The organism is Lysinibacillus sp. EB106-09-02-XG168, from assembly GCF_058791475.1.
In genome coordinates this window covers 284,707-308,189 of record NZ_JBYTDN010000003.1, presented here as the reverse complement: position 1 = coordinate 308,189, position 23,483 = coordinate 284,707, and the positions used below count along the sequence as shown (strand labels likewise).

The 23,483-nt window shown below is 34.6% G+C and carries 24 protein-coding genes and 1 pseudogene; 12 read left to right on the top strand and 13 right to left on the bottom strand.

Features of this window, described 5'->3' with window-relative positions:
- Positions 1 to 175 precede the first annotated feature (175 nt).
- The 4 genes from AC3WSO_RS02650 to AC3WSO_RS02635 form a co-directional block, all read right to left on the bottom strand.
- Positions 176 to 841 carry a 3-oxoacid CoA-transferase subunit B gene (locus AC3WSO_RS02650; RefSeq protein WP_492528481.1) on the bottom strand — a complete coding sequence of 222 codons (666 nt, stop codon included), beginning with the start codon at positions 839 to 841 and terminating at the stop codon, positions 176 to 178.
- Positions 841 to 1,548, bottom strand: a complete 708-nt coding sequence (locus AC3WSO_RS02645) for a CoA transferase subunit A (protein ID WP_492528479.1) — start codon at positions 1,546 to 1,548, stop codon at positions 841 to 843. The genes AC3WSO_RS02650 and AC3WSO_RS02645 overlap by 1 nt, the downstream gene beginning before the upstream one ends.
- 107 nt (positions 1,549 to 1,655) lie before the next feature.
- Positions 1,656 to 2,534, bottom strand: coding sequence for a LysR family transcriptional regulator (locus tag AC3WSO_RS02640; protein ID WP_492528477.1), 879 nt, complete (start codon positions 2,532 to 2,534; stop codon positions 1,656 to 1,658).
- Between the two features lie 662 nt (positions 2,535 to 3,196).
- Positions 3,197 to 3,832, bottom strand: a complete 636-nt coding sequence (locus AC3WSO_RS02635; protein ID WP_492528475.1) for a LysE family translocator — start codon at positions 3,830 to 3,832, stop codon at positions 3,197 to 3,199.
- Positions 3,833 to 4,012: 180 nt separating this feature from the next.
- Between AC3WSO_RS02635 and AC3WSO_RS02630 the strand changes: the two genes are divergently transcribed.
- Positions 4,013 to 4,438: an SRPBCC family protein gene (locus AC3WSO_RS02630; RefSeq protein WP_492528473.1), complete on the top strand. Its 426-nt coding sequence runs from the start codon at positions 4,013 to 4,015 to the stop codon at positions 4,436 to 4,438.
- Positions 4,435 to 4,755, top strand: coding sequence for an ArsR/SmtB family transcription factor (locus AC3WSO_RS02625; RefSeq protein ID WP_492528471.1), 321 nt, complete (start codon positions 4,435 to 4,437; stop codon positions 4,753 to 4,755). The genes AC3WSO_RS02630 and AC3WSO_RS02625 overlap by 4 nt, the downstream gene beginning before the upstream one ends.
- 39 nt (positions 4,756 to 4,794) lie before the next feature.
- Here AC3WSO_RS02625 and AC3WSO_RS02620 read toward each other — a convergent pair whose 3' ends face one another.
- Both AC3WSO_RS02620 and AC3WSO_RS02615 read right to left on the bottom strand, forming a co-directional pair.
- Positions 4,795 to 5,574 (bottom strand): YqhG family protein, encoded by a 780-nt coding sequence (locus AC3WSO_RS02620; RefSeq protein WP_492528469.1) that lies wholly within the window; start codon positions 5,572 to 5,574, stop codon positions 4,795 to 4,797.
- Between the two features lie 17 nt (positions 5,575 to 5,591).
- The gene (locus tag AC3WSO_RS02615) at positions 5,592 to 7,106 is read right to left on the bottom strand and encodes a DEAD/DEAH box helicase (RefSeq protein ID WP_492528468.1); all 1,515 of its coding nucleotides are present in this window, start codon (positions 7,104 to 7,106) and stop codon (positions 5,592 to 5,594) included.
- A gap of 401 nt (positions 7,107 to 7,507) precedes the next feature.
- On the opposite strand from AC3WSO_RS02615, the gene AC3WSO_RS02610 reads away from it, so the two are divergent.
- From AC3WSO_RS02610 to AC3WSO_RS02580, 7 genes and pseudogenes are all read left to right on the top strand, one after another.
- Positions 7,508 to 8,332 carry a methyl-accepting chemotaxis protein gene (locus AC3WSO_RS02610; protein ID WP_492528466.1) on the top strand — a complete coding sequence of 275 codons (825 nt, stop codon included), beginning with the start codon at positions 7,508 to 7,510 and terminating at the stop codon, positions 8,330 to 8,332.
- Between the two features lie 193 nt (positions 8,333 to 8,525).
- Complete coding sequence (locus AC3WSO_RS02605; RefSeq protein WP_492528464.1) at positions 8,526 to 9,098, top strand: dienelactone hydrolase family protein; 573 nt, start codon at positions 8,526 to 8,528, stop codon at positions 9,096 to 9,098.
- An 18-nt stretch (positions 9,099 to 9,116) separates the two neighbouring features.
- Positions 9,117 to 10,073: a LytTR family transcriptional regulator DNA-binding domain-containing protein gene (locus AC3WSO_RS02600; RefSeq protein WP_492528462.1), complete on the top strand. Its 957-nt coding sequence runs from the start codon at positions 9,117 to 9,119 to the stop codon at positions 10,071 to 10,073.
- A 148-nt stretch (positions 10,074 to 10,221) separates the two neighbouring features.
- Entirely contained in the window at positions 10,222 to 11,070 is an 849-nt protein-coding gene (locus tag AC3WSO_RS02595; RefSeq protein ID WP_492528460.1) for an ABC transporter ATP-binding protein, read from the top strand.
- A complete protein-coding gene (locus AC3WSO_RS02590; protein ID WP_492528458.1) occupies positions 11,067 to 11,774 on the top strand; it encodes an ABC transporter permease in 708 nt (235 codons plus the stop codon). The genes AC3WSO_RS02595 and AC3WSO_RS02590 overlap by 4 nt, the downstream gene beginning before the upstream one ends.
- A gap of 494 nt (positions 11,775 to 12,268) precedes the next feature.
- A complete protein-coding gene (locus AC3WSO_RS02585; RefSeq protein WP_492528456.1) occupies positions 12,269 to 12,733 on the top strand; it encodes a VOC family protein in 465 nt (154 codons plus the stop codon).
- A gap of 77 nt (positions 12,734 to 12,810) precedes the next feature.
- A pseudogene (locus AC3WSO_RS02580) lies at positions 12,811 to 13,008 on the top strand (NAD(P)/FAD-dependent oxidoreductase); the annotation flags it as partial.
- Between the two features lie 377 nt (positions 13,009 to 13,385).
- Here AC3WSO_RS02580 and AC3WSO_RS02575 read toward each other — a convergent pair.
- The 5 genes from AC3WSO_RS02575 to AC3WSO_RS02555 all read right to left on the bottom strand — a co-directional run bounded on the left by AC3WSO_RS02575 (position 13,386) and on the right by AC3WSO_RS02555 (position 18,157).
- The gene (locus AC3WSO_RS02575) at positions 13,386 to 13,859 is read right to left on the bottom strand and encodes a hypothetical protein (protein WP_492528454.1); all 474 of its coding nucleotides are present in this window, start codon (positions 13,857 to 13,859) and stop codon (positions 13,386 to 13,388) included.
- Positions 13,825 to 14,832, bottom strand: a complete 1,008-nt coding sequence (locus AC3WSO_RS02570) for a site-specific integrase (RefSeq protein WP_492528452.1) — start codon at positions 14,830 to 14,832, stop codon at positions 13,825 to 13,827. The genes AC3WSO_RS02575 and AC3WSO_RS02570 overlap by 35 nt, the downstream gene beginning before the upstream one ends.
- Entirely contained in the window at positions 14,829 to 15,962 is a 1,134-nt protein-coding gene (locus AC3WSO_RS02565; protein WP_492528450.1) for a hypothetical protein, read from the bottom strand. The genes AC3WSO_RS02570 and AC3WSO_RS02565 overlap by 4 nt, the downstream gene beginning before the upstream one ends.
- A gap of 1 nt (position 15,963) precedes the next feature.
- Positions 15,964 to 17,304, bottom strand: a complete 1,341-nt coding sequence (locus AC3WSO_RS02560) for a tyrosine-type recombinase/integrase (protein WP_492528448.1) — start codon at positions 17,302 to 17,304, stop codon at positions 15,964 to 15,966.
- A 256-nt stretch (positions 17,305 to 17,560) separates the two neighbouring features.
- Complete coding sequence (locus tag AC3WSO_RS02555; RefSeq protein ID WP_492528446.1) at positions 17,561 to 18,157, bottom strand: GNAT family N-acetyltransferase; 597 nt, start codon at positions 18,155 to 18,157, stop codon at positions 17,561 to 17,563.
- A gap of 94 nt (positions 18,158 to 18,251) precedes the next feature.
- Between AC3WSO_RS02555 and AC3WSO_RS02550 the strand changes: the two genes are divergently transcribed.
- Genes AC3WSO_RS02550 through AC3WSO_RS02540 form a run of 3 tightly spaced genes read left to right on the top strand, consistent with a single transcriptional unit; the run spans position 18,252 to position 20,475 of the window.
- Complete coding sequence (locus tag AC3WSO_RS02550) at positions 18,252 to 18,428, top strand: GntR family transcriptional regulator (RefSeq protein ID WP_492528444.1); 177 nt, start codon at positions 18,252 to 18,254, stop codon at positions 18,426 to 18,428.
- A gap of 6 nt (positions 18,429 to 18,434) precedes the next feature.
- Positions 18,435 to 19,616: a MocR-like pyridoxine biosynthesis transcription factor PdxR gene (gene pdxR, locus AC3WSO_RS02545; protein ID WP_492534221.1), complete on the top strand. Its 1,182-nt coding sequence runs from the start codon at positions 18,435 to 18,437 to the stop codon at positions 19,614 to 19,616.
- A 49-nt stretch (positions 19,617 to 19,665) separates the two neighbouring features.
- Entirely contained in the window at positions 19,666 to 20,475 is an 810-nt protein-coding gene (locus AC3WSO_RS02540; RefSeq protein ID WP_492528442.1) for an EcsC family protein, read from the top strand.
- A 174-nt stretch (positions 20,476 to 20,649) separates the two neighbouring features.
- Here the strand turns inward: AC3WSO_RS02540 and AC3WSO_RS02535 are convergent, their stop codons facing one another.
- Positions 20,650 to 21,687, bottom strand: coding sequence for a hypothetical protein (locus AC3WSO_RS02535; RefSeq protein WP_492528440.1), 1,038 nt, complete (start codon positions 21,685 to 21,687; stop codon positions 20,650 to 20,652).
- A gap of 18 nt (positions 21,688 to 21,705) precedes the next feature.
- Entirely contained in the window at positions 21,706 to 23,163 is a 1,458-nt protein-coding gene (locus tag AC3WSO_RS02530) for an MBOAT family O-acyltransferase (protein ID WP_492528438.1), read from the bottom strand.
- Positions 23,164 to 23,483: the final 320 nt, after the last annotated feature.

Genomic DNA, 23,483 nt, shown 5'->3' with positions numbered 1-23,483 from the left:
TCATTTAATTTATGATGATCAATTATGCCTTGGCATAATTGCGTCTGGAATCGGCTTTGTGCTTGCACAAAGAACTCCTTTCCGATTCCGTGACATCTGCCAGAGGCTTTAACTTCTTCAGCGGGTGTTTGGACATCTACCGAAAAGTAGCTTAAATCCGCATTCATCTCACCATCTATAGAGGTGGGAGACATTTACTGAAAGAAGTTAAAGCAACACTAAAAGAAGCAGCGGTCTTCTCTTTTACTTCCTCTACCGTGACACCCTCTGCTAATTCTATAAGCTGCATCCCTTCATCTGTAAAATCGAAAACAGCCAAATCTGTAATTAATCTATGCACAACACCCTTTCCTGTTAAAGGCAGCTCGCATTGCTTTTTTATTTTTGACTCACCGTTTTTATTGACATGCTCCATCACGACGACTACTCTTTTCGCCCCAACTACAAGGTCCATGGCGCCTCCCATACCTTTCACCATTTTCCCTGGAATCATCCAGTTCGCAAGGTCCCCAGTTTCAGATACTTCCATGCCACCTAAAATAGCCAGATCGATATGGCCTCCACGAATCATGGCAAATGATTCGGCACTGTCGAAGAAGGAGGCACCCGGAACTGCAGTAACCGTTTCTTTACCTGCATTAATTAAATCAGGATCGACCACGTCTTCTGTTGGATATGGACCAATGCCAAGAAGCCCATTTTCTGATTGTAAAAGGACGTCATAATCAGGTGGAATTGCATTGGCTACTAGCGTTGGAATACCAATACCTAAATTGACGTTCATGCCATTTTGTATTTCTTTTACCGCCCTATTTACTATTCTTTGTCTTGTATCAGCCATCACGCATCCTCCTTTTTTACCGTCAAACGCTCAATACGCTTCTCATAATTGCCACCGAGTAAAACCCGCTGTACGAACACACCAGGTGTATGAATATGATCTGGATCTAGCTCTCCAACTTCAACAATTTCCTCTACTTCTGCAATCGTAATTTTTCCTGCCATTGCAGCTAGTGGATTGAAGTTACGTGATGTTTTTCTGAAAACTAAATTACCTAGCTTGTCCGCCTTCCATGCTTTGACTAGTGCAAAGTCTGCGACAATACCTTTTTCTAAAATATATTCCTTGCCATCAAAAACCTTTACTTCTTTCCCTTCAGCGATTGGTGTTCCGACTCCAGTAGCTGTGTAAAAACCCGGAATCCCAGCTCCGCCAGCTCGCATGCGCTCCGCTAACGTACCTTGTGGTGTCAATTCTACTTCAAGCTCTCCGCTTAAAAATTGCTGCTCAAAAATTTTATTTTCACCTACATAGGATGCGATCATTTTTTTAATTTGTTTATTTGCTAATAAAAGACCTAAACCCCAATCATCCACACCGCAGTTATTGCTTACGACCGTTAAGTCCTTTGTTCCCCTTTGAACTAGCGATGCAATTGATTTTTCAGGGATTCCACATAGCCCGAAGCCCCCTACTGCTAACATATCTCCATCTTTAATGTCAGCGACGGCCTCCTCAAACGAATTCCACACTTTCCCCTTCCCCATATCGAAACCCCCTAAAATTTCTCGTTTATTAAGAAAAATTCTACCTTACTACCATTTTATAAGTAAAGGAATTAATTAGAATACTGTTTATTCTAAAAGTGCATAAATCAACTTTCAGAACGTATTGTATGGAGTAGCTGCTTTAACGCAAAGGATTGATAAGTATTTTTCTTTGTAATAACACCTAAACGCCATGGCATGTCAAAGTTAAGTAACGGTATAATTTTTACATTTTTGTTCGTCTGCTTTGCGGCAATTGAATATGGTAAAAGTGTCATCCCTAAGTTCGAGGATACTAGCTCCACTATTAAATCCCACTGCGAGCTTTTATAACCAACTATTGGCGTAAATCCTACGCTTTTACATGATTTAATCACATAATCATGTAATGTGAATTCCTCTGTAAAGATAATGAATGTTTCATTTTTTAAATCTTGTAATCGAATATGTTTTTGCTGAGCTAGAGGATGGGATTCATTAATAAAGACAAAAAATTGATCTTCCACAAATGATTGGACAGAAAATTTCCTTTCATCTGTAGGTATAACGACAATTCCCATATCAACATCGCCATTCTCTACTAACGTTCCGATCATTTTAGCTCCCCGTTCCACAAGCTCTAAATGCACCTTAGGATATTGCTTATGAAACTTTCGTGCAATTTCAGGGAAAAATAGTGTGCCGATTAGCGGCGGAATTCCTAATTTAATCGTACCTGTTTTGATGTTCGATAAATCATCCAATAATATATGTAAATCTTGTACAGAACGTATTATTTTTTGACCTTGTTTATAAACAATACTACCTGCGTCTGTTAATTCTATATTGCGTGTAGATCGGTTTAACAACTCTACATGAAGAGCATTCTCCAACTTTTTAATGCTTTTGCTTAATGAAGGCTGTGATATAAAGCATTCATTAGCTGCCTTTGAAAAACTCCCGTGTTCAACAACGGTCATAAAAGCCTTTAAATCTCGCAACTCCATATAGATACCTCCTATCTATTCAAATTTGTTATAAAAAATATTCCAAAACTCCCTATTTAGTAATAGATTCTCCTCATTTTCTACTTTATCCTTCTTCTTAAAAACATGTAGATCAAACACAATGGAAATATTGAATAAGAACAGGACACTCCACTCTTTGAAGAAGAGGGATGGCTTATACAAGCAATGTAACGTTATCGGAATAGAAAAGGATAAATATTTATTTAATGGAATTAATATATAAATTATTTACAACAGTAGATAATGGATATATCAGGGAAATTGTTAATTTACATGTATAAGAAGAGGGTTTCAAATTGAAGTATTCTACGAAAGTAATAGAATGTACAAAATGTGGTGTGAAGGAGTTAGGGAACTGGGTCTGCAGTTATGTACCCAGATAATAAGCCTAGTATAGGTTGAGTTGTTGAACACATTATTTGCACAGACTGTGGAATTATTATAGAAAGCTATGTAAAAAGCCAGAGAAATTTAAGGATACACTTTATTGGAAATTAGAATAAGAAATTAAGATTTTTTAGTGAAGTTTAAACAACTTTATTTTTAACCCCGTCCTAAATTTAGAACGGGGTTGTAAAATTAAAAAAACTTTATCTTCTTTTTTCGTACTTTAGTATATAGATTTTTTAATAAAAATCTTACTAGGCTTTTTCTAATGCCAATTTAATGCCAAAGCCAATTAACACTGCACCTGTCAATCCTTCGATTACAGCTTTCGTCTTTGGCTTTTTCATAAATGCGCTAATTTTATCCAATAAGTAAACATAAAACACAAACCAAAATCCGGTTAACGCCGTATAAATAAGTCCCATAATAAGAAACGGTATAAGTGTACCGCTCTTGCCATCTACAAACTGAGGTAGAAATGTGAGAAAAAATACAGCCACCTTTGGGTTTGTTACGTTCGTTAAAAAGCCCTGCTTAAAGCATGATTGCTGCGAATATTTATGATCAATTTGGGTCTCGTCTTGCACTACAGGAGGCTGCGTACGTATTGTTCGTAATGCCCATAAAGTTTTGATACCTAGATAACATAAATAGACCGCTCCGACGTATTTTAAAATGGCAAATACATATGCTGACTTTACAACAATCGCGGAAAGTCCAATAACTGCTGCAAATGTATGTATCAATAATCCACAGCACGAACCAAGTAAAGTCTGTAAGCCCCCTTTTCTACTTACAGTAAGTGTATTTTTTGTTGCAATCGCCGTATCCGGACCAGGCAAAATAATTAATAAAATACACATTAATAAAAAGACAGACATGTTCACCACTTTAAATACCTCCTTTTTTAATCAGAAAATTATAAAAATAATTTTATCATATGTACCACTACACCAAAAGACGTGATGTGAAAATTTATCCAAAGTAATTATAATTGACATGCAACCATAAGGTGTTATATATTCATAACACCTTATGGTTATATTTTTTTATAAAGGAGTTCATTTTAAATGACTGAGAAACTAGAGAACATCGTTAAAACAGTTACACTCAATGCACCGATTGAAAAAGTGTGGGAAACAGTAACAGACGCTGAAAAGATTGCTTCTTGGCTTATGCCAAACAATTTTAAGCCAGTTGAAGGGCATGAATTTACAATACAATCACCGTTTGGCCCTTCGCCATGCCGAGTAGAACAAGTAGATGCTCCACATTTTGTTCGTTTTGCGTGGGATACAGATGGATGGTTTGTTACGTTTGAACTGAAGGAAATTGGTGAGCAAACAGAATTTACATTAACTCATGGTGGCTGGAAAGAAGCTTCACATATCATTCCTAAAGCTAACATGTCTGCTGAGGCTATTCGTAGAACAATGGATGGTGGCTGGACAATGCTTATCGGCAATAAATTAAAAGAAGTTGTGGAATCGCAATGACACCACTTGCTGTAAAGTATGATGTTTTTCAAGCAATTGCTGATCCAACAAGACGTCATGTCCTACAGCTACTTGCCTCAAGTGATAAACCGATCTCACTTATTTCTGAGAATTTTTCTATTAGCCGAACTGCTGTCGTAAAGCATTTAAAAATTTTAGAACAAGCTAAGCTAGTCTCTGCCCAAAAAAAGGGACGAGAAAAAATATACACATTACATGCCGAAAAACTAAAAGAAATTGAAGACTGGCTACAGTACTTTGATTTGTTTTGGGATAATAAATTGGCGCAACTACAAAGTATTTTTGAAGAAGATTAAATGACAAGGAGCTGTCCAACCATTAGGACAGCTCCTCGTTTAATAAAGATAAAATATTCCACCATTAATAATTTCTATTTTAATTTTTGTATCGTATTGTTCCTCTAATGCCTTCTTTTCAACATCATAACATTCTGGTTTGTCATCTTCCTCTTCATAAAAATAATCGAGTACTCGCTGATCACGTCGCCATCGTTTTTTGGCTTCAGTAGCCCATGAATGATCATCTTGTTCAATGATCTTTTCAATAGTAGTGTTTAATCTTTCAAGTGCTCGAAGGGGCTTTATAATAAACTGTACATGAAAAGCATTATCTGCTGGAACAGTGTCGAAATCTGATGTACATATCGTCTCTTGAAAATCCTCTTTTATGACCCCAGTTAGCAAGTTTATACCAAATGAATAAAGCATTTCTTTCGTTTGGTCACAGCAATATGACACTTTAAAATTAACACCTAACCACGGAGTAAGGATAACTTGCCCTATTGCGGCATCCACCTTCTCAAAAAGCTGAACATAAGCTCCTAGCTCCCTTGTTGCTTGAAAGAGCTGGTTCATTCTCGGAGAACCGAAATGAATAGCTTCGCCATAAAGGCTCCCAGCTGATGCCGTTTGATCTGTAATAAAAGTTACTTGAGCTGGATTTGCCTCAGTATTTGTAGCCTCTACGTATTGCCAATAAAAAGGGCGATTCATTATTCTTTTATCAATATCAACTGTTAATTGTACCGTGAGATAATGCTGATCTTCCCTTAAAATAGGACAATTATTTTCATTAAAAAATTCTCGTAAATAACTATGAACTTGCTGTGGATACATAGTCCTTCTCCCTTACACTATACAGATTCTTTAAAGTTAGATAGAATCGCGTCTAAGTCGCCTACTACCTTTTCGAAAACATCAATTTTCGTATGAAGTAATGCTAATATATTCTCTTCAATTGTATTGGCTATAGCGAGATTATAAATATGAACATCATGCTCTTGCCCTAAACGATGCACACGACCAATCCGTTGCTCTAGCTTCATAGGGTTCCATGGCAAATCATAGTTAATGACATGATGACAAAATTGAAGGTTAATCCCCTCACCACCTGCCTCTGTTGCGATTAGAACCTGTGCCCTTTCCTTAAAAAGATGCTTCATATAATCACGTTTGCTTTTATTATATTTACCGTTGAACAGGACACTCGTAATACCGTTAGAATGTAAATACCATTGCAAATAAATTTGAGTAGCCCTATACTCTGTAAAAATTATCACTTTATCCTTGGCCTGTTCGACTATTTCAAGTGTCTTTTTCGCCTTTGAATTCACTTCTAATGCCATTAATTTTGCTAGTATATCTTCAATTTCTTGTGATTGTGCATTGTCTTCAAGCATATTAGATAACGTCAAGGCTGTTGCCTCTTTACTACTACACATTTCCTTCTGCAATGTAATCATTGAAAAAGAGCCTGTATTTTGAAGCGTTCCGAGCAAATTATAAACTTCCTCTTCTTCCTTCGTAAATCGAATAGGGACAATTTGAACACGGCGATTTGTCCATTCAATGCCCGTGTCCTCCCTCCTATTCCTCACCATCACTTGATTCACTAATTCCTTTAAATAATCGTTATGCTCTAAATCATGCTTACTTGCCGAAAATGCAGATTGAAATGTATCATAATTGCCAAGATGACCAGGCTTAAGTAAAGAAATAAGATAAAATAATTCAAAAACATCGTTTTGAATCGGTGTAGCCGTTAATAATAAACAAAACTTTTTCTTTAAGCTTTGTACGAATTCATAAATTTGTGTTTTATGATTTTTTAGTTTATGAGCCTCGTCGATAATTATCATGTCGTAATCCTGCTCATAAATACGCTCTTTGTGAGGACTCTTCTTTGCCGTATCCATACTCATAATAAGGACATCATGGCGCTCAATCTGAACATTTTTCTTATAAGCTACTGCCGGAATGTGGAACTTTATACTTAATTCTTCAACCCACTGATTAATAAGAGATGCTGGAGCTAATATTAATGCTTTTTTAACGAGGCCTCGAATCAAATATTCCTTTAAAACTAAACCTGCTTCGATTGTTTTACCAAGACCTACTTCGTCAGCTAAAATCGCTTTACCATTCATACGTTCAATGACTGTCTCTGCTGCTTCCAACTGGTGCTTAAGCGGCTTTAAATTTGGTAAATACTTCGTCGCCTGTAAACCTTTGAAATCAGGAATTAGCTTCATTTTCACAATGTCATAATTCATCTTGTACAATGCCCAACTATCCCATTTCTCATGTTCATTCAGTTTATTGATAAAGCCTGCTTCCCATTCGGACGACCTTTCTATTTTCATGATCATCACCTCATGCCATTATTTCTAAAGTTTAGGTTGTCCAAAAAAGAGAAAGCTATGTTAAACTCTTGCAAAAGAAAAACTTCTGATGAATTTTTCCATCAGTTCAATCAACATGGTGTAGAACTTCTATCAATTTTATGCATTCCAAAGTGAGCGCAATGACTTTTCACTATATTTGAGAAATGAAGTACCTCTGCTGCCGCTACGTTAGCACTGAATTTTAAGCAAATTAAAAATATATAGCCTTAATTTCATACAATTTAAAAGGATTATGGTATTAAGATAGTCTTTCTATTTACTTCCTTTTTTCATACAATTAAAGAAGTATTACTTTTCCAAAAATAACTTTTAAAAAAACGAGATTATGCCCTAATTTAGGGCTTACATATACCGAGGAGGTTACTATGAAAATTCTTGAAGCATTAACATTGACAATGCCTTACATTCATTCAGCTATGAAAGGCGAGTCAATGATTGGATTAGTAGATAAAGAGAGTGAGAGTATTATTGCTTATTTACCTGGGAAACGGATAGATTCTGGTTATAAAATTGGACAAAAAATTCTCCCAGGTGATGCAATTTTACATCTCCCACTTAAAGGAAAAAGTACGGATGAACCTGTACCAAAAGAAATTTATGGTGTGGAATTTAACGCATTTTCTTTTCCTGTTCGCGAAAATGGGCAAATCGTAGGCGCGCTAGCCTTTGGAATACCTATTGACCATTCTCTACAGATGGAGAAATATATTGTTACTATGAATGACATTATCCAAAACCTACAGGATAAAGTACATACAATTGCCTCTCATTCAGAGGAGCTAGCTGCAACTAGTGAGGAAATTAATAAGCAAACACAATTTGCTTTAGAGGATGCTGAAAAAACAAATGGTATTACAGATTTGATAAAAAATATTTCTCGTCAAACCAATTTACTTGGATTAAATGCATCGATTGAGGCAGCACGTGCAGGTCAACATGGTGCCGGTTTTAATATAGTCGCACAAGAAGTTCGCAAGCTTTCTATTGAAACAACTACTGCTACTGATAACATTGAAACCTCACTTCGAAGCATCCATCATAATCTTGAAAATTTAAAGCAAAACATGACTCAAATAAATGGTGCCACAAACGAACAGGCACAACTCGTTCAGGACTTTAGTGAAATCATTGATGAGCTTAATACGCTTAGTATGGAAATGAAGGGGTTTATGTCTAAAGAAATGAAATAAAGAGAATATAAATGGAAAAATCCGCCTCGCTTTCTGTGGTCACATTAAGAGCCACATAAGTCTGCGCGGATTTTTCACTATCGGGCCTTTTTGAAATAATCACCAAAACAATGAGATCATCCCTAAAATTTACAAGTTATACGATATGATTACTTTTTGGTACACTATTGAAAAAAGTAAAAATGAGGTCAACGTGAAAAGGAAAATATTCATTCTACATGAGATTTATGGAGTAAACAATTTTATAAAAATGCAAGCTAAGGCATACAGTAACACCAACACTACTGTTGAGTGCATTACTTTATATTCAGACAATAGAATATTCCCATACGAACAAGAACAGCAGGCTTATGATTATTTCATAAATGAAGTTGGCTTTGATGCTCCCCTCGAACAACTAACCGAAAAAGTATTGGAGGCTAGGTCACATTATGACGAAGTGCTGTTAATCGGATTTAGTGTAGGCGCAACATTAGCTTGGAGATTATCAACATTGCCATTACAAGGAATCGTTTGCGTTTATGGTTCACGCATTCGACAATACCTGGATGTAATCCCCTCTTGTCCGACACTCGTTATTTTACCAAGAGATGAGAAAAGTTTTAATGTCCATGCATTAAAAGAAAAACTCGATACATTACCACTTGTTCATACGAGTCAATATCTAGGTCAGCATGGTTTTATGGACTGCAATAATTCAAACTATTGTTATAAAAGTTATCTACAGACACAAAACGAAATCTCACAATTTTTCGAAATTAAATGAAGTAAAGGTGGACTAGTAATGAATCAAAATGAAAGCATGATTATTGATCCTTATATAGAAGGAGGAAATGTAATTTATCCAAACTTCCACCTATCTATGCAGCCTGGCATTATTATTGGCATCTATACGGATGTGTCAAAAATACATACTTTAATCCAGTGGTTTGCGAAGCAAAGCAATACGTATACACATTTTCGTGAAAATGCCTTGTATGAGCGACTGACGGTTCGAGAATACATAAACTTTTGCTTAAAGCTTTTCAATGCTTCTTCTGAAAAGATGGAGGATGTATTAGCATTGTTCGCTTTAACGGAGCAAAAAAGCATGAAAATTAGCAAGCTCTCCAATAGCGAAAAACAACGCTTAAAATTACTGCATACATATCTTAATCAGGCACCGATACAAGTTTTAGAAGAACCTTTCCAAAATCTGGACGAGTTTTCCAAACAAAAAGCTATTCAGTTATTGGATGTCCTTCAAAAGCAAAATAAAACAATTATTTTACTATCTAACAATTTTGAGGATTTAATCGTTTCGAGTACAGAAATACATAGACTGGATGCAATCGGCTTACATGCATTAGATGTGAAAGAGGAAGAGACAGAACCAGCTTCTTCCTCTCTTGAAAGTACACAGATTCGATTTGATAAAATCCCTACAAAGAAGAACGATAAGATCATTTTATTTAATCCCCCTGAAATCGATTATATCGAAAGTGTTGAGGGTGTTGTTTCACTGTATGTTACAGGTGAAGCCTATCCATGTACATTATCACTAAATGAGCTTGAACAAAAATTGACACCGTTCGGCTTCTTTAGAAGTCATCGCTCTTATATCGTTAACTTACAAAAGGTACGGGAAATCATTACGTGGACTCGCAATAGCTACAGCTTAGCCCTGAATAGCACTGAAAAGACCGTAGTACCTTTGTCGAAAAATAAACTCGCAGATTTAAAAGAAATACTCGGAATTTAGTAGATTTCCCAGGAAATAAACGACTCCTGTCAGCTGAAATATTTCTCCGCTAATGGTCATTTCACTGCCTTTCACCTGTAATTTAATGTTGTTATCTTCATTGTCCTTTATAGTTGAGACATCAACAACAACACAGGGAGGTTTTCAAATGAGCGCAGTGATCGATGTTCAGCATTTGAAAAAAACATTTAATAAGGAAACAGCATTACAGGATGTTTCCTTTACCATTCAAAAAGGAGAAATATTCGGCTTTCTTGGACCTAGTGGTTCTGGAAAAACGACTACTATTAAAATATTAACAGCACAAACTGAAAAAACTGATGGCGACGTTTTATTGTTTGGCCGCCCAGCAAATGAGATGAAACAAAGTAAAAATCGTAAACGCTTTGGTATTTTAACAGATAATAGCGGACTATATACACGACTTTCAATCGAGGAGAATTTATTACTATTCAGTAATTTATATCAATTACCTAAATCAGCCGTCAAAGAGGCTTTGGATTTTGTTAACCTATACGGTGATCGTAAAAAGAAAATTAGTCAGCTTTCTAAAGGAATGATGCAACGTGTTACGCTAGCACGTGCCATCATGCATAAACCAGAACTATTATTTTTAGATGAACCAACTTCTGCCCTCGATCCCGTTAATACACAGCATATTTATAACGGCTTGCGTAAATTAAACGAGATGGGTACAACAATATTTTTAACAACACATGATATGAGTGAAGCAGAAATACTTTGTGATCGTGTCGCCTTCTTACATAAAGGTAAAATTAGAGCAATTGGTTCGCCAAAAGATTTGAAAAAAGAGTTTGGTGATGAGTCTATTACAGTAGAATTAAAAAATGGCGCTAGCGAAGTCATTCAAAATGGAAAACAGGATGCAGAAAAGCTGTTTCATTGGATGCAATCTAACGAAGTTTCTCGCATTTATACAAACGAGCCGACACTAGGTAATATTTTTATGCAAATAACAGGGAGTGATTTAGTATGAACCTTTCAATGACACGTATTCAAGCTATTTTAATGAAGGATTATAAGGAATTTTCACGTAACTATGCTGTATCCATTATGGTATTTATGCCACTTATTTTGGCATTTTTATATAGTAAAACGGGCTCAGCTACTATCGCAACCTATTTCCTTTCAATTAATATTGCATTTTCTATGGTGACTACCTATGTGCAATGTTGTCTAATTGCTGAAGAAAAAGAAAAAAATACGCTTCGCAGTTTAATGCTTTCCCCTGCTTCACTTGGCGATATTTTAATTGGTAAAAGCTTGTTTGTCTTTATTATTACGATAGTAATCGTAGCATTGACTATTTTCATCGTTGGCTATAACCCAGCTAATCTTTTCATCTTAGCTATCGCTTTAATAATTTCGACTGTGTTCTATATTGCAATGGGAACATTATGTGGATTATTCGCCAAAACGATTATGGAAGGATCTCTTATTATACTACCTGTTATCCTAATTTTTTCAGTTGGTCCTCTTGCACTAGCTCTATCTTCTGCTAGTCCGATTTTCAAGATTGCTGAATGGTTACCAAGTTCCCAATTGGTAGTATTAGGTGAAGCTCTAGAAGGCACATACACAACAATGGATGTCATTATTCCAATAGCTACTATCATCGCATGGTCAATAGTAACTTGGATTGTAGTAGGATATATTTATAAAAAAAGAATGGTCGACTAATTTTTATTAAAAGTCAAGTTATAAGCTAAAACTATTTTAAATAGTGAATTCTTATTTAATGTCACACATTATATATAGAAATTAAAAGGATAGAAGAGCTTAAATTAATTCGCTCTATCTATCCTTTTTTTACCTCAAATGATTCTATTTACTACAACAACTAATTTGTTCGTTCATCAATCTAATGTTGCGGTTGTACCTTTTAATTAAGATTGATAATTTATAACAAAGTTCGATAATTTTAAATAAAGATTGATTAAAATCATCTCCCCCTCTAGAGGTTTAATTAGTTGTGAGATGGTTTCCCTATTGGATATTTTTGTTATTATTATCACTATTAAGTTTGTGAAGAAATGTACTTAAACTAACAGGCAGGTTAGTTGAAGTAGGATTAGAATGAGGAACATAATTAAATAACATTAGACCTTTGAATGAAGTGGAATTTTTTAAAAATTGATACTATTAAGATATTAATTCAACGAGAGGTGTTATTTATGATAAAAGGTTTATATGAAGCACATTTGCCAGTGAAAAATTTAGATAAATCAATGGAGTTTTATGAGAAATTAGGTTTAAAAATGGCTTGGCGTGATGAAGAAACTGCTTTCTTTTGGATAGAAGAAGGTAAAAGTTGGTTGGGTTTGTGGGAAGGAAATGAGTATCAAACTCTTTATCACCCTTCTTTACGACACATTGCATTTCGAGTTTCATATGAAGATTTAAAAGAGTCTTTAAAATGGTTAAACTCTATTGATGTTGAGGGAGTGCCATTCGGTAGTCGAGAATCCATTGAGCCATTTATTCGACCACATCAAGGCAATGCTTCTGTTTATTTCAATGACCCAGATGGTAACAGTTTAGAATTGATGTGTTATGTTGAAGTTCCAAATAATTTAAAACATATTACAGAAAAGTTCTCCTTTGAAGATTGGGAAAAATTAGTTAAAATTAAAGTTTAATGATAGAAAGCGTAATTTATTTTTCCCACTTTATTCAACTAAAGGGGTGCTTTAGTTAAATATTCGATTTACGAAATGTTCCTGACTACAAATGGATAAACATAGAGGGAGTTTTAGATGCAAATGGTTTTCCTCTTCATAAAAGAGGTTTGAGTCCAGTACAAGGGTTATATTATATTGGACTACCGTGGCAACATCAAAGAGGATCAGCACTTATTTGTGGCGTAGGAAAAGATGCTGAGTTTTTATACTCGGTTCTGAAAAAGATGATTTAAGTTTTTCAATATTAGTTATTCCAGGATGGCTAACACTATGAATTGCCATTATTTCAGATATGGGAGCAACACTATTAGTAGCTTTAATGGTTTACGTTTAAAGCGTGTTAAAGAATAAATTAACCCACCTAAAGAATGGCTACTATTCGTAAAGAAATCGTAATTGAAGCAAATGCTGATTAAGTATGGGACGCAGTGAGTGATATCGGTGCTGTACATCAACGGTTTGTACCAGGATATACTTTGGACACCCAGTTAGACGGTAAAAGAGACTTTTGGAGATTTATTTTCACAAATGGCAATAAAACTATAACTCCCTCAACCATTATTATTGAGGGAGTTATAATGATTCAGGAGAAGAACCTAAATCCTCGGCATTATTTAAACTGATTAAATTGATCATTTAGCCATCGTTTCTGATTTTTTGCAACATATTGTTCAACTTCAATTAATCGATTCACTAATTCCTCTTTTGAAAGCTTGATATATTTTTTTCTAACGTTATTTACATCCCTTTCTGGGGATATTCTTCTTAATGTCGATTCATCGAATTTAAAGGGCATCTCAGGCTTTTTACGTGCATTCTTTACTTTATACGTTCTGCTATGTTGTTTGTAATGTTCATATAATTCTTCATTTCGTTTTATCGTATTTATGTGAATGCCTTTTCCTTTTTCATCGAAAGCTTTCGAATATTCACTAATGTTGTTATAGGTTACAGGAATACCTTTTGATACGAGGTAATCAATCGTTTGAATTCCAATTGAAACAGAACGATTTTTCCGTTGTAGATGAACTTTATTAAGCCAAGAATACTTATCTGTAAGGATTTCGTTTTGTGATAGGCTCAAAATTACGCTCCTCCCTGTATTTTTTAATTAAATCGATTTCTTTTAACTCCACTTTTGCTTGTTTTGCCATTTCTTTTGCTTTACGAGCTTCGATGTCTAGCCCCATTACCTTAAAACGTTTCTCCATATCTTTTGATAGCTCAATAACCCCTAATAATTCATCTTCTTGGTCAGGTTCTGGAACCTTTGCTTTGCAGCCCAAACATTGCATTTTTGTTGGACAAACATAGTCTGTTACACATGTTCCACCTAACACTTTATTAAACACTCCGACTTTTTCGGTGTATTCGTCAAATTGCTTTCGGAGTTCATCTGGGCTTCTTAAATAAGCATCATCAATATCAACATAACTTGAAATTACATCGTGTAATTCACCTATTGATTCCGCAATTTGGGTAGGTGTAGGAGCAGAGTAATACCCAGTTACATTTAAATCCTTTTGGTGAAGCATTTTTGCAACAATATCAATAGGTACATTTTGACGTTGAACAGCTTCAGTAGCAAATGCATGACGTAATAAATGAGTTTTAATTGTTACAGCTTTACCTTCATTTGTTTCAAAAACCAATCCATGAAGTAAAAAGCGAATGCAGCTATAAATAGACTCTTTTTTTATCGCTCTTCCTGCATATTGAAAGTAATATGGTTTAGGCTCGGGAAAAATATGTTTTCTATCGTCTCTATAATGAACATAAGGTATGTTACCAATATAATACTCTTTTAAAAATCTTAAAATAGTTTGGATATGTTCCATTGTTTGTTTACTGATATAAAATTCTTCTAAAGTATCTCTTCCTTTTGGAATAACATTAAAAGAGTAATGGAATTTATCTTTAATTTTTTTTACGGTTATACATTCTTTTGTGTTGTTTATTTGAAGTAGTTCATTTATTCTTGCACCAGTGGTTGTTAAGATGTCAACAGCTAATAAACCAAATGAACATGCAACAAATAAAGGTTCTACATCAATCAATAATCCTCCGGCTTTATCCTTATGCAGGAAACAAAGGTTGATTGGGTTAAAACCCCTTTATGGCTAGAGTTAAATGGAGCTGGGCTACCACCACTTTCATTTGTATATCCCCATTGAGATAAAAATTCAAAAATTCTTTTATTCTCTTCAAAAGGTCTATTTCTAGACCGACTTGAAATAACATTATTTTGAATTAATTCATGAAACCAAAAACCGCCACTTATAGTTTTATCTTCTGTAAATTCTGCTCGAATAAACTCTAGAAAGTATAAGTTGTTTTGATCAGAGTATACGCCTTTTTTCTGTTCCGCTCGTTTAACGACCATTTCTGAAAAATCAGATTTATGATTCAAAACAAAGGAAGATTTATTCCATAACCGAAAATAAAATGTTTCTCCAATGCGTTCTGGTTCTGCATACGAAAATTCGATTGGCAAAGAGAGGGAATCATTTTCAACACACTTTATTTGTTGATGAAACGCATCTCGAAGCCTTTTCATTTGATTCCATCGCAAATTAGCTTCTGCTCGTATTGTTGGGAGGTGCGGTACGATGGCATCAGTTTCATCTTTCCTAGTTAATTGAGCTTTTTCATTTGCTAATTTTGAAAACGAAAAATCTTTTATATCAAAAAGAATAGGTGGCAATAAGAACTGTTTATAATATTGTTGTTTGTCAGTGGGAAAGTTATTTAAAATCCACTTTTTAGTGGAATACTCAGACGCTCTATAGTGTCTCAATAAATCACTTTTCATCGAGTTAGACGAATTAGAACAAATTTCACCTTTTAAAAACTTATATAAATGCACATTCGGATCGAAATTTGAAAATAGAGTAATCTCATACCCATTGAAAATATCTTTAAATCTAGTATTTAGGTTATTAATTACCCTTATAATCGTTCTACTATCATGATTTCTGGCTACTTTAATTAGTGCTACAAGTAATAATTGATTCTTCCAATCATATGACAAACATTTATTATTCAAATACTTGAGTATTAATTCATCTAGTTTATCAATTAAATATTCGCATCTATTATCTTGAAGTGACATTAACTTTGTGTCCATTATACCAAGCCATTTACCATACCATTCTGTATTCGGTATTAATTTCAACTTTTCAACCAAACTACTCCAGCCCTTCTAATAACTCCAGTAAATCATCATCGAACGTATCCGAGATGTCCGTTTCGATCACTGTCAATTTCGGTTTTGATTTTTTCGAAGATTTTTGTTGCCTTATATATTTCGTTTCATTCTGTTGCATTTGTTCTAACATTTTGTCATGTGATTCACGATGTTTCGCTTCATCAAAATAATGTTCATAAACCTTTATTGTATCAGGATTTTTCCATTTCATATATTTAACCAATTCATTTTGACGTTGTATAATTTCATCTTTATCGTTTGAAATACTATAAATCTCTCGCAATCGTGAAGTGACAAACCAATGTCTTGCTTTATGAGGATTTAAACTTAATTCGTTTGCTATCATCGCTCGATTCCAATGATAGTACCAAGCGTGGTAAGTTAAAGCTGTTCCATTTTCTGATAAGAAAATAGGAGCGTAGTCAGGTAATTGTTGATACTCTAAATTGTTTTTATCAAAAGATTTTCGTTCAGTGTCTATATAATGAAACAATCGTTTGACCGTATCTTTACTAAATCGTAGAAACTTTATCTTTCTACCATGACTACCTTTGTTAAACGTGTTGACTTCTTGATGACTTTTACGTTCCCGATAATCCCCTACAGTTAACTCAATAATTTCTGATGCCCTTGCTCCTGTTTCAAACAACATGCGAGCTATAATCATTTCACGTTGTGACCAATTTACTTTTTTGCCTGCTTGATATACTTGGTAAGGTAAATCTATATCATCAATAATTTGTGGCTGCCATTCTTCATTGATGATTTTAAAATAGGAATCTGTTAATCTTCGGTGAATGATAGATTCTTCTGTTCCTGCAACCGAAGGCATTCTTGGCTTGTCATCTCGAACACCTTTTAAATCTTCTTTATAATTATGCAAGATAGCTTGACCATCCATTAATGGATTGCTATATGTATATTGTTTCAAATGAATCATAGACTTATAAAAGGATTTTAACGCTGATAAAAAAAGGCTAATTGTATTAGGGCTTTTATTTGTTAAACTCACCAAAAGAAACGAATCTTTTTCACGAACCTTACAGTTCATTTCATACCTCAAATAATCATCAACAGCTACTCGTATCTTTTCTTCTGAATCATTCCATTCCACTCGTTTCCCTTGATAATTACTTTCTTCCTCTAACCAGTTGAAAAAGGGGAGTAAACATTTCAAATAAGAAGTTGCAGAACTCTTATCGATTTTCCCTAAACAATCATCATAATAATCTGACAAGGGAAGGAACGGTTGGTTTACTCTAAATACCAATAATTCATATTTGCTTTCAATATGTTTTGGACAATACTCATACCAATACAATTACTAACACCTCCAAAAGAACATATGCTCTGTACAAATTTTTTCTAATAATTGTAAATGTTAAACCCTCTAATGAACCCTAGTAGGAATGTTAACCAAAATAAAAAATGCACACTACTAATATCAAATTTAGTAATGTACATTTTATAATATGTGTAACATTATAAACAAGTTATGATGTATTAAATCATCATGTGTAATTACCTGCCTTTAATATTACAGACTAGACCATTCTTTTTTTAGTATAATAATTTCTTTATCCCAATTTCTCGGTAGCGTCAATTAGCAACTGCTGCAAATGCTTTTTCACTTGTGGCCACTCTTGTAGAGTAATACTGTACATCACAGTATGACGAGTTGTACCATCCTTACGCACCATATGATTACGTAAGATCCCCTCCTTTGTTGCTCCTAGACGCTCAATTGCCCTTTGTGAACGCACATTTTCATGATCAGTTTTAATTTGTACACGCTGTATATTTAATTTCTCAAAGCAGTATTGTAATAATAAATATTTGCAATTCGTATTTATAGCTGTACGCCAAAAAGCAGGTGAAATCCATGTAGTTCCTATTTCAAGCCGTTTATGCGTTTCATCAATGTTCATAAATCGAGTCGAACCGATGATTTGTCCAGATTTTTTATCCACAATTACGAATGGGAAATCGGTTTTTTCTCGTTTTGTTAGTAATGCCTTATCCACAAATTTATTCACATCGTCCATTTTTTCTATAGTTGTGGACATATGTGACCAAATCTCTGGATAACTTGCAGCCTCTAATAAACCTTGCATATCCTCATATTCTAACGGCTTAAGCAATACAACCTCATTTTCTAACGCTAAAAAATTCATTTTGCTTCACTCCTTTTCAATATTTAACGATAATTTTGATATGATAGATAGAACCAATTTTCAAAAAACACACCATACCAGGAGGTGCAACATTTTGGAATTATCAATTTCATTTACTGGAGATTCACCAAAGTACGTGCAAATTTACGAAGAAATAAAACAAGCAATTTTAAGCAAAAAACTGATGGCCGATGAGCAATTGCCTTCTAAACGGACTCTTGCAAAAACGCTTGATGTTAGTGTCCATACAATTAAGGAAGCTACTAGCTGAAGGTATATCTATAGTAAGGAACGCTTTGGCTATTTTATAGCGCCCTTTGAATTTGAATGGGGACAGCAGCAAAAACATCACATATCCATAACTGAAGCACCAACTACATATACAATAAAATTTGATTTTAATAACGGACATGTGGATAAGGAGGCTTTTCCATTCTCTAGCTGGCATAAGCTGTTGAAAAAGCACTTCAATGTGGATAATTTAACGACAAGTCCTTGGCAAGGAGAAGCAATATTGCGGACGGAAATCGCTCGTTATGTTGAACGATCCAGAGGGGTTACTTGTGAGGTATCACAGGTGTTTATTTATAGTGGTACACAAAATCAACTTCAAGCTCTATGTCACTTTTTTGGCCCAAAAGCACATGTTGGCTTAGAGGAGCCTGGCTTTAAAAGAGTACATGCAACATTACAACAATGTGGACTAACAACTCATGCTATTCCTGTTGATAACTCAGGGGTCACTATACCGAAAAAAACAATCCACATGTTATACACAACACCCGCACACCAGTTTCCACTAGGTATGGTTATGCCTGTTGAACGGCGTGCAGCACTTCTGCAATGGGCTACTGCTGAAAAAGCATATATTATTGAAGATGACTATGATTCAGAATTTCGTTATAAGGGGCTCCCTATCCCTTCTTTAGCAAAAATGGATCAGCTTCAACGCGTAATTTATTTCGGAACATTTTCCAAAACTCTTATCCCATCGCTGCGCATAAGTTACATGATTTTGCCTAAATCGTTAGTCGAAGCCTTTACTCATTTTAATCAAGAACAAAAATCCGTTGTCTCCAAAATAGATCAGCTTGTGTTAGCAGATTTTATTGCTCAAGGTTTATTCGATAAGCATTTAGCCAAAATGCGCACTATTTATCGTAAAAAGCAACAGACAGTACTAGCAGCTATTAACGCCCATTTTTCGAATGAATTCGAAATAATTGGTGAAAATTCAGGACTACACATCGTTATGAAGTTACCAAAAAGACTTTCTGAACAGGAGGCGATTAGGCTTGTGCAGGAGGAAGGTATCCAAGTTTACCCATGTTCAACTTCCTATCAGCACAACTCTGAACATGCTATGGTCATTATAGGCTATGGTGGGCTTTCCCTTGAGCAAATCAAAGAAAGTATCGCGTTACTTGCAACAGTTTGGCAATCATTCGAAACCTTTTAAAAATCTTCTCGTATTTATACTAAATGCACATATAAGGAGAATAGACAAAATGGAGAATCTCGAGCAATTAGAAAAGCATTTGCAAGAAATTCAAGCGTGGGAGAAAGATCAAAAGGACTTGTGGTTTTGGGAGAAATTAGGCCGCATTCCGTTTAAAATCTTAGATAAGATGACACCTGCCTTTCTTCAAAATAAGATAGCATTACTAGTTGATGAATTAGGGAGCTATATTCAATCAGGTGGGCAATACTTAATTAATGAACAGGCTCTGTTACAGAAAATCCGCAACAATTCTTCGTTTCATAATATTTTTGCTATATCTGATATAGGACAAATCCCTTTGGAGGATATGATTGCTCTAAGTGACAAACTTCAAAATGAACGCGTAAAATTAGCAACAGTACAAGGTGCTTCTACCGGCTTTGGTGGTATCTTTACACTGGCTATAGACATTCCTTTTATTTTAGGAATGGCTTTAAAAACATTGCAAGAGATTGCGATCATTCACGGCTATAATCCAAACGATAAAATGGAACGAATTTTCATCGTTAAATGTCTCCAATTCTCCACTGCTGATATTGTCGGCAAAGAAGCTATATTGAAGGAGCTTTCTTCTATGCATACGACGAATCATGCAGCGGAGGATATGATTTCACAACTGCAAGGCTGGCAGGAAGTATTTTTTACGTATCGCGATCAATTCGGCTGGAAAAAGCTGTTTCAAATGATTCCGGTAGCTGGGATGATTTTCGGTGCCTATGCAAATAAAGGAATGATTCAGGATGTTGCTGAGGCAGGAATTATGCTCTATCGTAAGCGGCGTATATACGAAAAAATCGATGAACTAGACAAGCAGTAACGCTAACTATATAAAAAAAGATGACTCTGCCCATATCAGAGTCTCTTTTCATCGCTTATTTTATATTTATCCCGCATTAACAGGCAATAATTTTTCTATACCGTATGCGAAGCTACAGGTTCAAGGCGCATAGTTCAGTGAAGACTAAATAATCAGTGGGAATAAATTAAAATTTCACTTTATATCTACTACCACATTTTTAAGGTACTTATCAAGATTCCCTTTATTTACAGCCTGCATAATAGCTGATGGTTCTTCCCTGTTTTCTAACGATTTAATTACTATATCCCCAACGTTTGGATAATAATGCAACCAATCAAAAAAGTTGTCCTCATTTGCCGTTATTTCATTCACACTATGGAAGCTATAAACGGTACCAAACACATCTACCATATCGTTCATCCATCTACCATAAGCAGCGTAACGATTATCATTATGCAAAATTGTTTGAAGCCGTTTTGCCGGCATCAATTCTGTAAAGACTACTAATTCTGTATTTGGGAATGCATCTTTTATAGCATGTAGCCTTTTTTTGTAGTCAGTATCGTACATAAAAGGCTTGGCTGACTCTGCTTTAAAATTGTTCTTAAATTTTTGCCATTCCTGCTCCATAGCATCGTTTGAATATGTAGTTTGTGCAATATTTTTACGTGTGTAACTACGAGCACCTTCGTAATGATTTGCTTTTGAAATAGCATAATTAAAAAGAGCATAATGCATCGTGCTTTCTGAAAATAAGGACTTTATTGCATAAAAAGGTGCCTCAGACGTCTCAATATAGGTTTGGGGCGGATTCAATGTACTAGTTTTTCCAGCATTCGCTGAATCAAAATACAACTCAATAAAAATTCTCTGAAACGGCTTACCATTTTTCTTTTCAGCATACTTCATATAAGGTAAATATTCTTTTATATGCAGCCCGCTCAATGAAAAGTTATAAACACTTTCTTTTTTAAAGACCCTCTCATTAAGATACGTTATCCTGCTCGTCCCAATTAACAAACTATCATAGTTGAAATCATGGCTATTAATATAGTTTGTTTTCAATTGTCTTTCATCAAAGCCAAGCTGATAGTCGTTAAAGTCATTCGCATGTGTGTAATTCCAAAGAGGATCAATATAATAATTGAATCCCATAATTCCGAAAACAGGTAATCCTATTACAATAAAAGATGTGGCAAATAATTTTACTAACCATTTTTTCGGATCCAAGTTCATTCACACCTTTATTTAGAAATTAAAATATAAGAATATACTATTTTTTTGCATATAGTAAATCGATACTAGAACTAACGCAATCATCAATTGCGTATAAATGATAGCCCCCCAATTAAATTTCATTTTATTCATTAATTGAATAGAATTTAAGGCCCTAAATGCAATAACAAGTGTGATTAACAGTCCCACAACAATCACTATTGGATTACTTAATGTTAATCCTACAATAGTAAATGCTTCCGCTTGAGCAAAATTCGTGTAAGGCTCCGTAAAGAAATTAGTTATAGATGTCATGTTTGGCGCAAACATTTTCGCTATAATGGTATTCGCTTGCTCAATACTTGTTGCGCGGAAATATACCCAAGCGATATTCACAAATTGGAAAGTCATAAACCACGAAAGTAAATACGGAAGCTTCATTCCTGTTTTACTAAAAAGTCTCACCACAACAGACGCAAAGCCATGCAGAAGTCCCCATAAAATAAAATTCCATCCTGCACCATGCCAAAATCCACTGATGAAGAAAATAATTAATATATTAATATAGGTTCTAAATGCCCCTTTACGACTACCACCTAATGGAAAATAGACATATGTAGTTAAAAACCGGTTCAACGTCATATGCCACTTTTTCCAAAACTCCTGAATATTACGTGCTTTATAAGGAGAGTAGAAATTTACTGGCAGTTTAATATTAAATAATAATGCTAATCCGATCGCCATATCAGAATATCCACTAAAATCATAATAAAGTTGCACTGTATACGATAATGAGGTAATCCAAGCTTCTATAAAGCTTAAGTTACTATAATTGGCAAAGCCTTCATTCGCCCATATACCCACCGTATCAGCAATAACAACCTTCTTGACTAAACCAATTGCAAAAATAAATAAACCTCGTGCAACATGTTCATGAATAACTTTACGATTTCCCTTCGCATCATACTGCGGAAGCATTTCATCATGCTGAACAATTGGTCCTGCAATTAACTGCGGGAAAAACAAGATGAACAGCGCATAATGACTAAATTTATAATGAGCTGTCCCATCACGATAACTATCAACAATAAAAGCAATTTGTTGGAATGTAATAAAACTAAGTCCTAATGGAAGCAATAAGTGCCACAGTGCAAAATTGGTACCAAATAAACTATTTATATTACCAATAAAGAAATCTGTATATTTATAGTAACAGAGAATTATAATATTGAAGATGACTCCAATTATCATATACGTTTTTCTCCAACGACTATTGGTATTACTAATCACTCTACTTAAAGCAAAGTTCACAACAATTGAGATTGTGATGATTGCTAAATAAGTTAACTTAAAATAGCCGTAAAAAAGCAAAGAGCTCAGTACCAACCAATAAATCGCATATTGCTGGTTTCTGAAACGATTTAATAAAAAATAGATAATAAATGTTATAGGTAAAAACAAGAAAATAAATTCAAAGGAATTAAAAAGCATTGCACCACTCCCCTAATAGCCATTCCTTTATATTCAAAATTTAAGACTCCTTATCACAACATTTCCGTTCGACTAGACGCTTACCTGAAGGCGTTCTCTTGCGCTCCAGGGATCTCATCTTTGACGCATTTTCAAAGGCCTTACAATCAACCTAAAACACGACATACGTTTGAAAAATATTTAGTGAATAGCCTATGTTTTACTATTATATTTACATCACTTAAATTAACCAATAACTCGTAAAATCTAAATGAAAATAATACATAGTTATATTCAGTATGTATTTAAAGAGGCCAAATATAATATTGTACTAAAAAGTT